Origin of the sequence: Franconibacter sp. IITDAS19, from assembly GCF_023079515.1 — a bacterium.
Taxonomy (GTDB): Bacteria; Pseudomonadota; Gammaproteobacteria; order Enterobacterales; family Enterobacteriaceae; genus Franconibacter; species Franconibacter pulveris.
Window position 1 is genome coordinate 13,537 of the sequence record NZ_JALJCP010000003.1, and the last position, 12,985, is coordinate 26,521.

General features: G+C 55.3%; 13 protein-coding genes. 1 reads left to right on the plus strand and 12 read right to left on the minus strand.

From position 1 onward, the window contains the following. Positions 1-128: 128 nt before the first annotated feature. The 12 genes from fis to MT962_RS09800 all read right to left on the minus strand — a co-directional run bounded on the left by fis (position 129) and on the right by MT962_RS09800 (position 10,577). Positions 129-425 carry a DNA-binding transcriptional regulator Fis gene (fis, locus tag MT962_RS09745; RefSeq protein ID WP_000462905.1) on the minus strand — a complete coding sequence of 99 codons (297 nt, stop codon included), beginning with the start codon at positions 423-425 and terminating at the stop codon, positions 129-131. A 25-nt stretch (positions 426-450) separates the two neighbouring features. Further along, positions 451-1,416 carry a tRNA dihydrouridine synthase DusB gene (gene dusB / locus MT962_RS09750; protein ID WP_024558873.1) on the minus strand — a complete coding sequence of 322 codons (966 nt, stop codon included), beginning with the start codon at positions 1,414-1,416 and terminating at the stop codon, positions 451-453. Positions 1,417-1,769: 353 nt separating this feature from the next. Then, positions 1,770-2,513, minus strand: a complete 744-nt coding sequence (locus MT962_RS09755) for a carbonic anhydrase family protein (protein ID WP_247365503.1) — start codon at positions 2,511-2,513, stop codon at positions 1,770-1,772. Between the two features lie 149 nt (positions 2,514-2,662). Then, a complete protein-coding gene (gene prmA / locus MT962_RS09760) occupies positions 2,663-3,544 on the minus strand; it encodes a 50S ribosomal protein L11 methyltransferase (RefSeq protein ID WP_247365504.1) in 882 nt (293 codons plus the stop codon). 11 nt (positions 3,545-3,555) lie between these two features. Continuing rightward, a complete protein-coding gene (gene panF / locus MT962_RS09765) occupies positions 3,556-5,010 on the minus strand; it encodes a sodium/pantothenate symporter (protein WP_247365505.1) in 1,455 nt (484 codons plus the stop codon). Beyond that, the gene (locus MT962_RS09770; protein ID WP_024558869.1) at positions 5,000-5,242 is read right to left on the minus strand and encodes a YhdT family protein; all 243 of its coding nucleotides are present in this window, start codon (positions 5,240-5,242) and stop codon (positions 5,000-5,002) included. The genes panF and MT962_RS09770 overlap by 11 nt, the downstream gene beginning before the upstream one ends. A 106-nt stretch (positions 5,243-5,348) precedes the next feature. Further along, positions 5,349-6,698, minus strand: coding sequence for an acetyl-CoA carboxylase biotin carboxylase subunit (gene accC, locus MT962_RS09775; protein WP_024558868.1), 1,350 nt, complete (start codon positions 6,696-6,698; stop codon positions 5,349-5,351). Between the two features lie 10 nt (positions 6,699-6,708). Beyond that, on the minus strand, positions 6,709-7,188 hold the full coding sequence (accB, locus tag MT962_RS09780; RefSeq protein WP_024558867.1) for an acetyl-CoA carboxylase biotin carboxyl carrier protein: 480 nt from the start codon (positions 7,186-7,188) through the stop codon (positions 6,709-6,711). A 22-nt stretch (positions 7,189-7,210) separates the two neighbouring features. Next, positions 7,211-7,663 (minus strand): type II 3-dehydroquinate dehydratase, encoded by a 453-nt coding sequence (gene aroQ / locus MT962_RS09785; RefSeq protein WP_024558866.1) that lies wholly within the window; start codon positions 7,661-7,663, stop codon positions 7,211-7,213. 233 nt (positions 7,664-7,896) lie between these two features. Then, positions 7,897-8,496, minus strand: a complete 600-nt coding sequence (gene msrQ, locus MT962_RS09790; protein ID WP_024560958.1) for a protein-methionine-sulfoxide reductase heme-binding subunit MsrQ — start codon at positions 8,494-8,496, stop codon at positions 7,897-7,899. Continuing rightward, positions 8,497-9,501: a protein-methionine-sulfoxide reductase catalytic subunit MsrP gene (msrP, locus tag MT962_RS09795; protein WP_247365506.1), complete on the minus strand. Its 1,005-nt coding sequence runs from the start codon at positions 9,499-9,501 to the stop codon at positions 8,497-8,499. It lies immediately after the preceding gene. Positions 9,502-9,602: 101 nt separating this feature from the next. Then, positions 9,603-10,577 (minus strand): MDR family oxidoreductase, encoded by a 975-nt coding sequence (locus MT962_RS09800; protein WP_024558863.1) that lies wholly within the window; start codon positions 10,575-10,577, stop codon positions 9,603-9,605. Positions 10,578-10,802: 225 nt separating this feature from the next. On the opposite strand from MT962_RS09800, the gene csrD reads away from it, so the two are divergent. Beyond that, positions 10,803-12,743, plus strand: a complete 1,941-nt coding sequence (gene csrD / locus MT962_RS09805; RefSeq protein WP_024558862.1) for an RNase E specificity factor CsrD — start codon at positions 10,803-10,805, stop codon at positions 12,741-12,743. The last annotated feature ends 242 nt before the right edge of the window (positions 12,744-12,985 follow it).

Consider the following 12,985-nt stretch of genomic DNA (forward strand, 5'->3'; position numbering starts at 1 on the left):
CAGCGGCAAAGAGAAATAATAGCGGCGGCTTAAGCCAAATTTTTCTCGTCTGTAAATAACGAACAACAAAAAAGGCGCTTCCCCATGCCGGTTAGCGCCTTTTTATTCAGCAAGTTAACTAAGCGAACTTAGTTCATGCCGTATTTTTTCAGTTTCTTACGCAGCGTGCCGCGGTTGATACCCATCATCAGCGCCGCGCGGGTCTGGTTACCGCGGGTGTATTGCATCACCATGTCCAACAGGGGCTGTTCTACTTCAGCCAGTACCAGCTCGTAGAGGTCGTTCACATCCTGACCATTCAGTTGAGCAAAATAGTTCTTCAGTGCCTGTTTTACCGAGTCACGCAGGGGTTTTTGGGTTACCTGATCCTGAGAGTTAACGGTAGAAACGGTCAGTACGTCAGAATTTACGCGTTGTTCGAACATAGTTCTGTCAGCTCTTTATTTCTGTTTACGCAAAATTTTCGAAGTATGCCTCCAACGCCTCCAGCTGTTCGCTGGCGTCTTCTATGGCGTTGAATGTGCGCCGAAACTGGTCATCCGGAGCATGTTCCTGAAGATACCAGGAAACGTGTTTACGCGCGATTCGGTACCCTTTTGCCTGGCCGTAAAAGTCATGCAGTTCCCGAACGTGCGCGCAAAGCAAGCGCTTAACCTCTACCAGCGGCAGGGGGGGCAGCAACTCTCCAGTGTCCAGATAATGCTGGATTTCCCGGAAGATCCAGGGTCTTCCCTGAGCGGCTCGTCCTATCATCAGGGCATCCGCCCCTGTATAGTCGAGCACAGCTCTGGCTTTAAGCGGGTCAGTAATGTCGCCATTCGCGATAACCGGAATGGAAACCGTCTGCTTAACTGTCCGAATGCTGTCGTATTCTGCGTTACCCTGAAACAAACAGGCGCGTGTACGGCCGTGAATGGTCAGCGCCTGAATACCACAATCTTCAGCCAATTGGGCAATCTCTACACAGTTACGGTTCGCCGGATCCCAGCCGGTGCGAATCTTCAGCGTAACGGGAACGTCCACTGCATTTACTACCGCGGTAAGGATAGATTTCACCAGATCCGGGTATTGCAGCAGGGCTGAGCCCGCCAGCTTGCGATTCACCTTTTTGGCCGGGCAACCCATATTGATATCAATAATCTGGGCGCCGCTTTCCACGTTAATGCGTGCGGCTTCCGCCATCTCTTCCGGCACGCTACCCGCGATCTGCACGGTGCGAATACCGGGCTCATCCACATGGACCATCCGCAAACGAGATTTGTCGCTCGCCCACACTTCCGGGTTGGAGGACATCATCTCTGAAACGGTTAACCCCGCTCCCATCTCGTAACACAGCGTCCTGAATGGTCTGTCAGTGATGCCAGCCATAGGTGCTGCAATCAGGCGATTTCTGAGCTGGTGGTGTCCGATACGCATGAGTTAAGAAATGACCATACTGTGCCTGCAAGGCGGCGTATATTACGCATTTTTTGCACGAGATGAAAGGCCAAACTTTGAACAATCGGCTGTTATAGATCAAAGAACAAGCGGCTTGGCAGCGAGTGTGAATTAATAAGTCTTATAAATCATTTAGTTGAGAGGATGGTGTCAACGCTAATTTCTTACGTTTGGCTTATAACTTCTTTCATTTCGTTGCTTCCGCACCCTGGTCATTCTGGCTGACTTGCTGATTTAATGCACAACTGAACGGGGATTCGTGCGGACTAACTCACATTTTTAAGAAAATAATGCGCTCAAAAGGGCGAGACGCAGCGTCTCGCCCTGAAGCATTATTCGTCAATAACGACGCGCCCGTGGGGTGGCTGTACCGGACGATTGTTATCGTGATGCATCACCGATTTGAATTTATCAAGCTGTGCCGGAGAAAGGGTAAGCGGATGTTTTAACACAAGCCAGGTCACCCCTTCAGAGCAAGGCGGCGTAGTGAGCGAGCCGCTAAAACGGTAATGCGTTTTATCCTGAGGCAGCAGCTTATTAATATCCACGCTGGCCGTCAGCGGCTGGTTCACCTCCGCTTTCGCGGGCATCGCCTGCCAGAGCTTCTCCAGCTCGTCGTTGGCTTTGCCTGTTTCAAACATCACGGCCACCACGGCGATTTCACCAGCCGCGTTTTTATGCACCAGGTGCATCTCCATTGCATAGTGTTTGCCGTGCAACGTATTTTCGCTCGGCGCATGGAAATGGAACTGCTGAAGTGCGAAAGACTCGCCATCGAGGGTGAGGGTATCCTGGGTTTTCCCGTTTACGCTTGCCTGAATGGTATGGCCGTTGTTCAGAATTAAATTTGGCCCCTCAACGTAATGTATTTGCAGCGGGTTCGGCTGCGTTTTTACTGTGCGCTCGATATCAATAGGAGACTGGTTCATCCCTTTCTGACAGAGCGAGTATTGCGCATCCAGTTCGCCCCAGTGTTCCGGAGCGCCTTCACCTTCATAGCTCCAGTGCGAAGCCATGGCCAGAGTGGGCAGCATGCTCAGGGCGAGCAGCGCCGATTTAACGTGTGCGGTAGTCATAAAACATTCTCTGAGTGGATATTTCAGCAATTTATATTTGTGAAATTTATAGTTTCACTCAGTTATTATAGGGGTAAAAGCGAAGGGGCAGTTGATAAAAAAAGCGAGACGGAAAAGGAAACGGCGCGAGCCTGGCCCGCGCCTGAAAATTACTGCTTAACGCCGGTAATGCGGCACCACTCTTCTTTTTCAACCACCGGGTCAAGCGCAAAGGTCCCGGCATACGCTTCGCATACGCTCTGCGCCTGGCTTGCCAGAATGCCGGACAGGCCAAGCTGGCCGCCTTTGATCGGCAGCACGCTGATAAGCGGCGCCAGTTCGCGCAGAGGACCGGCCAGAATGTTCGCGACCACCACATCGGCCTGCATATCGGCAGGCTGATCCTGCGGCAGATAAAGCGCCAGACGGTCAGACACGCCGTTGCGTTCGGCGTTGTCGCGGCTCGCCTGAATCGCCTGCGGGTCGATATCAATGCCGATGGCTTTCGCGGCGCCTAGCTTCAGAGCGGCGATGGCGAGGATGCCAGAGCCGCAGCCGAAGTCGATAACCGTCTTGCCGGTTAAATCGAGGCTGTCCAGCCATTGCAGGCAGAGCGACGTGGTGGGATGGGTGCCGGTGCCGAAAGCAAGGCCTGGATCGAGCATGACGTTTACCGCGTTCTCATCCGGTACCGGACGCCAGCTTGGGCAAATCCACAGCCGCTCGCCAAAGCGCATCGGGTGGAAGTTATCCATCCATTCGCGCTCCCAGTCCTTATCTTCCAGTTGTTCAATTTTGTGGCGAAAGCCCACACCCAGCAGCGGATGATTTTCCAGTAGTGTTACCACTTCCTGCATATCGGTTTCGGCGTCGTACAGGCCAATAACGTCGGTATCGCCCCACAGGCGGGTTTCGCCAGGCAGCGGTTCGAACACCGGCGTATCGTGGGTATCCTGAAACGTGATGGAGACCGCGCCGCTTTCCATCAGCGCGTCACTCAACTCTTCGGCGTTCGCCCCGGTGGTGTTAATTTTCAGTTGGATCCATGGCATGGCAAAACTCTTTATTTATCGACAGATGAAACGGCTGCGGCTTGCATTACGGGGCGACCAAAACGGTTACCTACAAGGAAAGCCAGCAGACTTAAAAGCAGAGACGGCACAATCGGGTGAAAACCCAGGTATTGTATCTTTAGCGTAGCCAAAACGGCGTAGAGCACCGCGCCGACGATCATCGCGCTGAGCGCGCCGGTCGCGTTCGCTCGCTCCCAGTACAGCCCAAGCACCAGCGGCCACAAGAAAACCGCTTCCAGGCCGCCAAAGGCCAGCAGGTTGAGCCAGATAATCATTTCCGGCGGACGCCAGGCCGCCAGCAGCAGCAACGCGCTCAACACCAGCGTGATAACCGAAGACATGCGCTTAAGGCGTTTCTCGTTATGGATCTGGTCCGGGTGCAGGTTCAGCCAGAGATCTTTTACGATCGTGGCGGAAGATTGCAGCAGCTGCGCGTTAATGGTCGACATGATCGCCGCCATCGGCGCAGCGAGGAAGATCCCCGCCGCCACCGGCGGCAGCACGGTGACCATCAGCGTAGGGATAACCAGATCCGGCACTTTTAGATCGGGCAATACGGCACGGCCCAGCGCACCCGCGAGATGCATACCGAGCATCAGGATAGCGACCACAATGGTGCCGATGATAATACCGCTGTGCACCGCCTTGCTGTCTTTATAAGAGATGCAGCGTACCGCCGTATGCGGCAGGCCAATGACGCCGAAGCAAACCAACACCCAAAACGAGGCCATAAAGGTTGGCGAGAGGATATCCTCTGCGCCCTGCGGCGCGACCAGCTTCGGATCGATATGCTGAAGCTTTTCCACCGCGCTGTGCAGGCCGCCTGCGGCGTGAATAATGCCCACCAGCAGCAAGATGGTGCCAATCAGCATGACCAGCCCCTGCATCGTGTCGTTAAGCACGCTGGCGCGAAAGCCGCCAAATGCGGTATAGAGCGCAATGCTGATGCCGAAAATCAGCAGGCCGGTTTCATAGGGAATGCCCGCCGCGGTTTCCAGCAGGCGCGCGCCGCCAATAAATTGCACCGTCATGGCGCCAATAAAGGCCACCAGCAGGCTCAGGCTGGCAAGCCATACCAGCAGACGGCTTTGGTAGCGTGCGTAAAGCATGTCGTTAAGCGTGACGGCGTTATAGCGGCGGGCGAGAATAGCGAACTTCTTGCCCAGAATGCCGAGAGAAAGCCAGACGGCGGGGAGTTGAATCATCGCCAGCAGTACCCAGCCCAGACCATATTTATAGGCTGCGCCCGGGCCACCGATAAATGAACTGGCGCTAATGTAAGTCGCCGTCAGCGTCATCGCCAGCACAAACCCGCCCATGGAACGGCTGCCAAGGAAGTATTCGTTAAGGAAGTTTCCCGTCGTGCGCTTGCGCATGGCGTAGAGCGAAAGGCCAAATACCACCAGCAGATAGGCGATAAGAGGAAGGATCACTTCATGCTGCATCGTTATCCTCCAGCGGAATATCGCGATAAATAAATTTCACCATCAACCAGCAGAGCAGAATGAACAGCAGCGGCACCAGCAGACAAGCCATCTCAAACCAGTGCGGCAGGCCCGTTACGCCTGTTGCTGAATCAGGTAAGTAAGCAGCCACTAACCATGCGGCGAGATAGAGAAGGGTCAGCCACAGCGCCCAGCGCGCCTCTTTATGGGCCTGAACAAAACGGTTGTCCATTTTTATCCCTTGTGACGTAAGAAAGCGGCGATTGTACCGCAGCAGCAGGGGGAGGCGACAAAAAATAAAGGCCAGCGGAAGCTGGCCTTATCAATGAAAGCAGGGCTTATTTTTCGTTCAGGCCCAGCTTCTTCTCCAGATAGTGGATATTGGTGCCACCGTGCTGGAAGTTCTCATCGTTCATGATGCGCGTCTGCAGATCGACGTTGGTTTTGATGCCGTCGATGATCAATTCCTGCAGGGCGTTCTTCATGCGGGCAATCGCCACGTCGCGGTTTTCACCGTAGCAGATGAGTTTGCCTATCATGGAATCGTAATACGGCGGTACGGTATAGCCCGCGTAGATATGTGATTCCCAGCGAACGCCAAAGCCGCCCGGCGCGTGGAAGCGCGTGATTTTACCCGGGCTCGGCAGGAAGGTGTTCGGGTCTTCGGCATTGATACGGCATTCCACCGCATGGCCTCTGATCGTCACTTCTTCCTGCTTAATGGAGAGCGGCTGGCCTGCTGCGATACGCAGCTGCTCTTTGATCAGGTCGACGCCGGTGATCATCTCGGTAACCGGATGTTCTACCTGAATACGGGTGTTCATTTCAATGAAGTAGAACTCGCCGTTTTCAAACAGGAACTCAAAGGTGCCCGCGCCGCGATAGCCAATATCCACACAGGCTTTGGCGCAGCGTTCGCCGATGTAGCGACGCAGTTCCGGGGTGATGCCCGGTGCCGGTGCTTCTTCAACCACTTTCTGGTGACGACGCTGCATAGAGCAGTCGCGCTCGGCGAGATAAATGGCGTTGCCCTGGCCATCCGCCAGCACCTGAATCTCAATGTGGCGCGGGTTTTCCAGGTATTTCTCCATGTAGACCATGTCGTTATTGAAAGCGGCTTTCGCTTCCGCACGGGTCATGGAGATGGATTGCGCCAGGTCGGCGTCGCTGCGCACTACGCGCATACCGCGACCGCCGCCGCCGCCGGAAGCTTTGATAATCACCGGATAGCCGATGCGTTTCGCATGGGCGCGGTTCTTATCCATATCGTCGCCCAGCGGGCCGTCGGAACCCGGCACCGTCGGGACACCTGCTTTCTTCATCGCCGTAATCGCAGACACTTTGTCGCCCATCAGGCGGATAGTGTCCGCTTTCGGACCGATGAAGATAAAGCCGGAGCGCTCAACCTGCTCGGCGAAGTTGGCGTTCTCGGAAAGGAAGCCATAGCCCGGGTGAATCGCGACCGCACCGGTGATTTCCGCAGCGGAGATAATGGCCGGGATGTTCAGATAGCTTTTTACTGACGGCGCCGGACCGATACATACGGTCTCATCCGCCAGCAGTACGTGTTTCAGATCGCGGTCCGCGCTGGAGTGCACAGCGACAGTCTTGATGCCCAGTTCTTTACAGGCACGAAGAATACGCAGTGCAATCTCGCCGCGGTTAGCGATAACAATTTTATCCAGCATGTTCGCCTCGTTATTCGATGACAACCAGCGGCTCGTCAAACTCTACCGGCTGACCGCTTTCAACCAGGATCGCTTTTACTACGCCCGCTTTATCGGCTTCGATCTGGTTCATCATTTTCATCGCTTCAACGATGCACAGGGTGTCGCCCACGTTGACTTTCTGGCCTACTTCAATAAACGCTTTGGCGTCCGGGCTCGGGGTACGATAGAAGGTACCAACCATCGGGGAACGTACGATGTGACCACTGACTTCTGCTGCAGCTGGCGCTTCCAGCGCCGGCGCGGTTGCCGGTGCGACAGCAGTAGACAGCGCAGGCTGCTGCTGCGGGGCATACATCGGCGCAGCATAGGCCTGCTGCATAACCGGGATGCCTGCATTGGCCGGCGCGCGGCTGATGCGTACAGACTCTTCGCCTTCAGAAATTTCCAGTTCAGCGATGCCTGATTCTTCAACCAGCTCGATCAGTTTTTTAATCTTACGAATATCCATGAGTGGGTTCCGTACTCTTTGTTTAGTGTGATTGTGACAGGCGTTTTACCGCCGTCTGTAGTGCATAGCTATAGCCGTCAGCGCCGAATCCGCAGATAACGCCAGCGGCGACATCAGAAAGGTATGAATGATGCCGGAACGGCTCGCGGGCATGCACGTTGCTGAGGTGGATCTCGATAAACGGGATGCTCACCGCCAGCAGGGCATCGCGCAGCGCGACGCTGGTATGCGTAAAAGCGGCCGGATTAATCAGGATATAGTCGACATTGTCTTTAGCCTGATGAATACGGTCGATAAGCGCATACTCCGCGTTAGATTGCAGGTGATCGAGCGAAACGTTTAGCGATTCAGCTTGCGCCTGGAGGCCGCTCACAATTTCATCCAGCGTCTGTTTGCCATACTTTTCGGGCTCACGGGTGCCGAGCATATTAAGGTTTGGGCCGTTCAAAAGCAAAATCTGAAATCTGTTCGCCATTGTGACGCTATCTCCTGCAATTCTCCGGTAAAAAACAAAATATACCTTCATTGCGAGGTTGTCACCCTTAACACCATGAAAATGGGCGGGCGAAAAACCAAAGTCGCACATTATAACGATTTCGTAGCATTTGGCAGCTAAATACTGGTCTTATCAGGGAAGATTATCAACCGGTATCAGCCAATCGATACCGGGTAATAACAGAAGTGGATTAAATGGCGCAGAACAACGCATTATCTCAGCCACTGACGGAACTTCTTATAGCGCCATGCCAGCAGCACAAGCGCGATAAAGGCATAGATTAACGGCTGCGGTGAGAGGATCTTTACCGACCAGAGGTAGTGAATAGGCGCCAGGATCGCTACCAGATAAATGAAGTTATGCAGAATTTGCCAGCGGCGACCCAGTTTTCGCTGCGCCGCCTGCGTCGAGGTAAACGCCAGCGCCAGCAGCACCAGCCAGCTAATGATGCCGAGCGTCAAATAGGGACGGCTTACCAGTTCCTGGCCGAGCAAAGAAAGGTTGTTGATGCCCAGTTCCAGCAGCGAATAGCTAATAAGATGAAGCGTTGCCCACGCAAAACACCATAATCCCAGCAGACGTCGGGTGCGGATCAGCAGCGGCTGCTTGAGCAAACGGGTCAGCGGCGTGACCAGCAGCGTGGCAAGCAGCAGCTTAAGCGCCATGCGGCCGGTAAAATGCTGAATATCTTTCGCCGGGTCGGCGCTGAAGTATCCCTGGCTTGCGGCGTAAAAAAGCCACACGAGCGGCAGGAAAGCGGCCAGATGCAGCGCCACTTTCAGCCAGACAATCTGTTTTGCCGTTAAACGCACTTAGAAATTCTCCCGCAAATCGAGTCCTTTATAGAGCGAAGCGACCTGCTCGGCGTAACCGTTGAACAACAGGGTAGGCTGGCGCTTCACATCAAGCACGCCGCCGGAACCGATAACGCGCTCGGTGGCCTGCGACCAGCGGGGATGATCGACATTAGGATTCACATTAGCGTAAAAACCATATTCGCCCGGCGCGGAAAGATTCCAGGTTGTCGGCGGCCGTTCGCGGGTCAGCTTAATGCTGACGATCGACTTAATTCCCTTAAATCCATACTTCCACGGCACGGTAAGGCGTACAGGGGCGCCGTTTTGCGGCGGCAGCGCCTTGCCGTAAACGCCGACGGTCAGCATAGTCAGCGGGTGCATCGCTTCATCTATACGCAGCCCTTCTACATAGGGGTAATCCAGACCGCCGCCAATAAAGCGGTCCTTCTGGCCCGGCATCTGCTCCGGCGCATAGAGCGTGGTAAAAGCGACATATTTCGCCGCACTGGTAGGTTCGACTTTTTTCAACAAGCTGGCGAGCGGGAAGCCTATCCACGGCACGACCATCGACCAGGCCTCTACGCAGCGCATCCGATAAATACGCTCCTCCAGCGGGAAAAGCTTATATAAATCATCGTGATCAAGCGTCAGCGGCTTCGCCACTTCGCCGTCAATAGTCAGCTTCCAGGGTGTAGTCTGCAGCGTGCCTGCATTGGCGGCCGGGTCTGCTTTATCCAGACCGAATTCGTAGAAATTGTTGTAGCCGGTCACTTTATCTTCCGGCGTCAGCGGCAGCTTCGTCTGCCATTCTGCTGGCTTAGAAAAATTAAGAGGCTGGCCCGCCGGGGCTTTGGGCCTGTCGTTGCCCTTAAACCAGTCCAGCAGATCCGCCTGGGCGACCGGGGAAAGCGAAAGCGCGGCGGCGCCGATGCCTAATGTTTTTAAGATCTGGCGGCGCTGCATAAAGAAAGCCGATTCGGCAGTGACATCGGCTTCAGTTAAACGGCTGATTTTTTTCATGACCGACTCTCTGGTGATGCGAAGATAACGATACGCCTTAATCATGACAGGGAGTCGGTCAGCCTGCGAGGCATCTGGTTAAAATTGTGTAAAAAAATCTCTCACTTCACTTTAACCAGGGTGCGGCCCTGCGCCGTGTTGTTAATGATGGCTTCGGCGAATTTCGGCGCGTCGGCAAGCGCAATCTCCGTTGCGCTCTGCTCGTAGAAATCAGCAGGCAGATCCCGCACCAGTCGCTCCCAGGCTTCTTTGCGCCGGGCCGCTGGCGTCATTACGGAATCAACCCCTTGCAGACGAACGTTACGCAGAATAAAGGGCATGACCGTCGTCGGCAGCGCGAAACCGCCCGCCAACCCGCAGGCCGCCACGCAACCGCCGTAGTTCATCTGCGCCAGCACTTTCGCCAGCACTTTATCGCCCACGGTGTCGATGGCGCCTGCCCACAGCTGTTTTTCCAGCGGACGGCTGTCGGCGAACTCGTCACGGCCCAGAATGCGGCTGGCGCCGAGACGCTTAAGATACGCATGCGTGCTTTCGCGGCCGCTGACCGCCGCTACCTGATAACCCAGCTTATGCAGCAACGCCACCGCCGTGCTGCCTACGCCGCCGCTTGCGCCGGTCACGACCACTTCGCCGCTTTCCGGGCGCACGCCCCCTTCTTCAAGCGCCATAACGCACAGCATGGCGGTAAACCCTGCGGTGCCGATAATCATCGCTTTACGTCCGTCCAGCCCCTGCGGCATCGGCACCAGCCAGTCGCCTTTTACCCGCGCCATCCCGGCGAGGCCGCCCCAGTGGTTCTCGCCGACGCCCCAGCCGGTAAGCAGCACGGTCTGGCCTGCATGAAAGCGCGGGTCTTCGCTTTTACGTACGGTGCCCGCAAAATCAATGCCCGGTACCATCGGGAAGTTACGAATAATTTTGCCTTTGCCGGTTATCGCCAGCGCATCTTTATAGTTAAGGCTCGACCAGTCGATATCAACGGTTACGTCACCTTCAGGCAGGGCGCTTTCGTCAAGGGGTTTAATAGCGGCGAGCGTCTTCCCATCCTGCTGTTCAAGAATCAAAGCCTGCATACATTACTCCTCAATGGGTCGCTTAAGATTGGAAAAAAAACTTTGAAGACTATACTCGCATATTGAAACGCTATGCCGACTTATCGCAATAAAACCTCTGAACGTCCCGTCGGGTTTGGTAATATGCGCGGCGGGTCTGTGTAGTTAGTACTTACTATATATGTGGCCCCGGCACTCATGCAGCGCCGTTCGCTCGTGCCGATAACTGACGGAGTTAACACAAGGATGCGATTAACGACGAAATTTTCCGCCTTTGTCACCCTGCTGACGGGGCTTGCCATCCTTGTCACGCTGCTGGGATGTTCGCTTAGTTTCTTTAATTCCATTCAGCAAAAAGTCGCCTCCCGCGTGGTGTCAGTCGCCTCCATTATTGATAACGACCTCGTAAGCCATTCCCCCGAGGCGTTGGTTCATCGTCTGGATGAGCTAATGGTGCCGGTCGATATTGTGCGCATCGACTTCAACAGTGATACCGGAAGGCTTTACAGCCATACGCGGCCGCAAAGCTATCACCCGGCGGGCAGCCAGCATCAATACCGCACGCTTGAAGTGCCGCTGCTAAAGCACCCAGGCATGTCGCTGAAGCTGACCTGGCAGGATCCGCTTGCCAACTACTACCGCTCTTTGCTCACCACCGCGCCGCTCAGCATCGCCATTGGCTTTATGGTCGTGGTGATTTTCTTTGCGGTGCGCTGGCTTAAACGTCAGCTTGCCGGGCAGGAGCTGCTGGAAACCCGCGCGGCCCGCATCCTTAACGGCGAGCGTGGCGTGCGCGTGCGCGGCAGCGTGCATGAATGGCCGACCCACGTCAGCAGCGCGCTGGATGTGCTGCTTTCCGAAATCCAGAGCGCGGGCGAGCAGCGTAGCCGCATGGACACGCTTATTCGCTCCTACGCCGCGCAGGATGTAAAAACCGGCCTCAGCAATCGTCTCTTTTTCGACAACCAACTGGCGACGCTGCTGGAAGATCAGGAGAAAGTCGGCACGCACGGCGTGGTCATGATGATCCGTTTGCCGGATTTTGACATGCTGCGGGAGAGCTGGGGCAAAACCGCCGTCGAGAACTATCTCTTCACCCTCATTAATATGCTTTCGACCTTTGTGATGCGTTACCCGGGGGCGCTGCTGGCGCGCTATTTTCGCAGCGACTTTACCGTGTTGCTGCCGCATCGCACCTTAAAAGAGGCGGACAGCATCGCCAGCCAGTTGCTGAATGCTGTCGACTCGTTGCCGCCTACCCGCATGCTCGACCGCAACGATATGCTGCACATCGGCATTTGCGCCTGGCGCAGCGGGCAGACGACAGAGCAGGTGATGGAGCATGCGGAGATAGCCACCCGCAACGCCGTGCTGCAGGGCGGAAACGGCTGGGCGGTGTATGACAATTCGCTGCCCGAAAAAGGACGCGGCAACGTACGTTGGCGTACGTTGCTTGAAGGCGTTCTCCAGCGCGGAGGTCCGCGCATTTATCAGAAACCCGCCGTTTTACGCGACGGCCGGGTGCACCATCGGGAACTAATGTGCCGTATTTTCGATGGCGAAGAAGAGGTGCTGGCGGCGGAGTATATGCCGATGGTGCAGGCGTTTGGCCTGGCCGAACAGTATGACCGCCAGATGGTGGCGCGCGTCGTGCCGTTTTTACGCTTCTGGCCTGAAGAAACGCTCGCCGTGCCGCTTACCGTCGAGTCGCTCATCCGCCCGCCGTTCCAGCGCTGGCTGCGCGATACCCTGATGCAATGCGAAAAATCGCAGCGAATGCGCATTCTTTTTGAACTTGCTGAGGCAGATGTTTGTCAACACATCAGTCGGTTACAACCGGTGATTCGGTTAATCAAAGCGCTGGGCGTCCGCATCGCGGTCGCGCAGGCGGGATTAACGGTGGTTAGCACGGCCTATATCAAGGAGCTGGATGTAGAAATTATCAAGCTGCATCCGGGTCTGGTGAAGAACATTGAAAAGCGTACCGAAAACCAGCTCTTCGCCCAAAGCCTGGTGGAAGCTTGCAACGGTACGCAAACACGGGTTTTCGCCACGGGTATAAAAACCCGTAGCGAATGGCAGACGCTGGTGGAAAGGGGCGTCGCGGGCGGGCAGGGCGATTTTTTTGCTGCTTCTCAACCCCTCGATACGAGCGTGAAAAAATATTCTCAAAGATATTCGGTTTAGCCTGCCGTTTAATTTGTTTTCACGTAGAATAACGCGCGCTGCATCTCAAGGGGGCGAGCGCGCCTGCCGGCCGGATTGTCGCAGCGTAGCGAAGCCAGTTTTGCTTTCGTACGCGTTTTACCTTGTCAGCTCTGAACTGGTCGCTTTTTCAGCAAACGGTCCGGGCGGGAGAACGTAAAACGCAGGAGGCGAGAACTGCACTATTTTTCACCGATGCAGAACGTTTTTGCGCCTTGTCGCTG

What these genes read in the sequence shown, in the direction of transcription:
- dusB (WP_024558873.1), bottom strand. Translation starts at nt 1,416, where the DNA reads ATGCGTATCGGACACCACCAGCTCAGAAATCGCCTGATTGCAGCACCT.
- csrD (WP_024558862.1), top strand. Translation starts at nt 10,803, where the DNA reads ATGCGATTAACGACGAAATTTTCCGCCTTTGTCACCCTGCTGACGGGG.
- accB (WP_024558867.1), bottom strand. Translation starts at nt 7,188, where the DNA reads ATGGATATTCGTAAGATTAAAAAACTGATCGAGCTGGTTGAAGAATCA.
- prmA (WP_247365504.1), bottom strand. Translation starts at nt 3,544, where the DNA reads ATGCCATGGATCCAACTGAAAATTAACACCACCGGGGCGAACGCCGAA.
- msrP (WP_247365506.1), bottom strand. Translation starts at nt 9,501, where the DNA reads ATGAAAAAAATCAGCCGTTTAACTGAAGCCGATGTCACTGCCGAATCG.
- accC (WP_024558868.1), bottom strand. Translation starts at nt 6,698, where the DNA reads ATGCTGGATAAAATTGTTATCGCTAACCGCGGCGAGATTGCACTGCGT.
- MT962_RS09770 (WP_024558869.1), bottom strand. Translation starts at nt 5,242, where the DNA reads ATGGACAACCGTTTTGTTCAGGCCCATAAAGAGGCGCGCTGGGCGCTG.
- MT962_RS09800 (WP_024558863.1), bottom strand. Translation starts at nt 10,577, where the DNA reads ATGCAGGCTTTGATTCTTGAACAGCAGGATGGGAAGACGCTCGCCGCT.
- panF (WP_247365505.1), bottom strand. Translation starts at nt 5,010, where the DNA reads ATGCAGCATGAAGTGATCCTTCCTCTTATCGCCTATCTGCTGGTGGTA.
- aroQ (WP_024558866.1), bottom strand. Translation starts at nt 7,663, where the DNA reads ATGGCGAACAGATTTCAGATTTTGCTTTTGAACGGCCCAAACCTTAAT.
- fis (WP_000462905.1), bottom strand. Translation starts at nt 425, where the DNA reads ATGTTCGAACAACGCGTAAATTCTGACGTACTGACCGTTTCTACCGTT.
- MT962_RS09755 (WP_247365503.1), bottom strand. Translation starts at nt 2,513, where the DNA reads ATGACTACCGCACACGTTAAATCGGCGCTGCTCGCCCTGAGCATGCTG.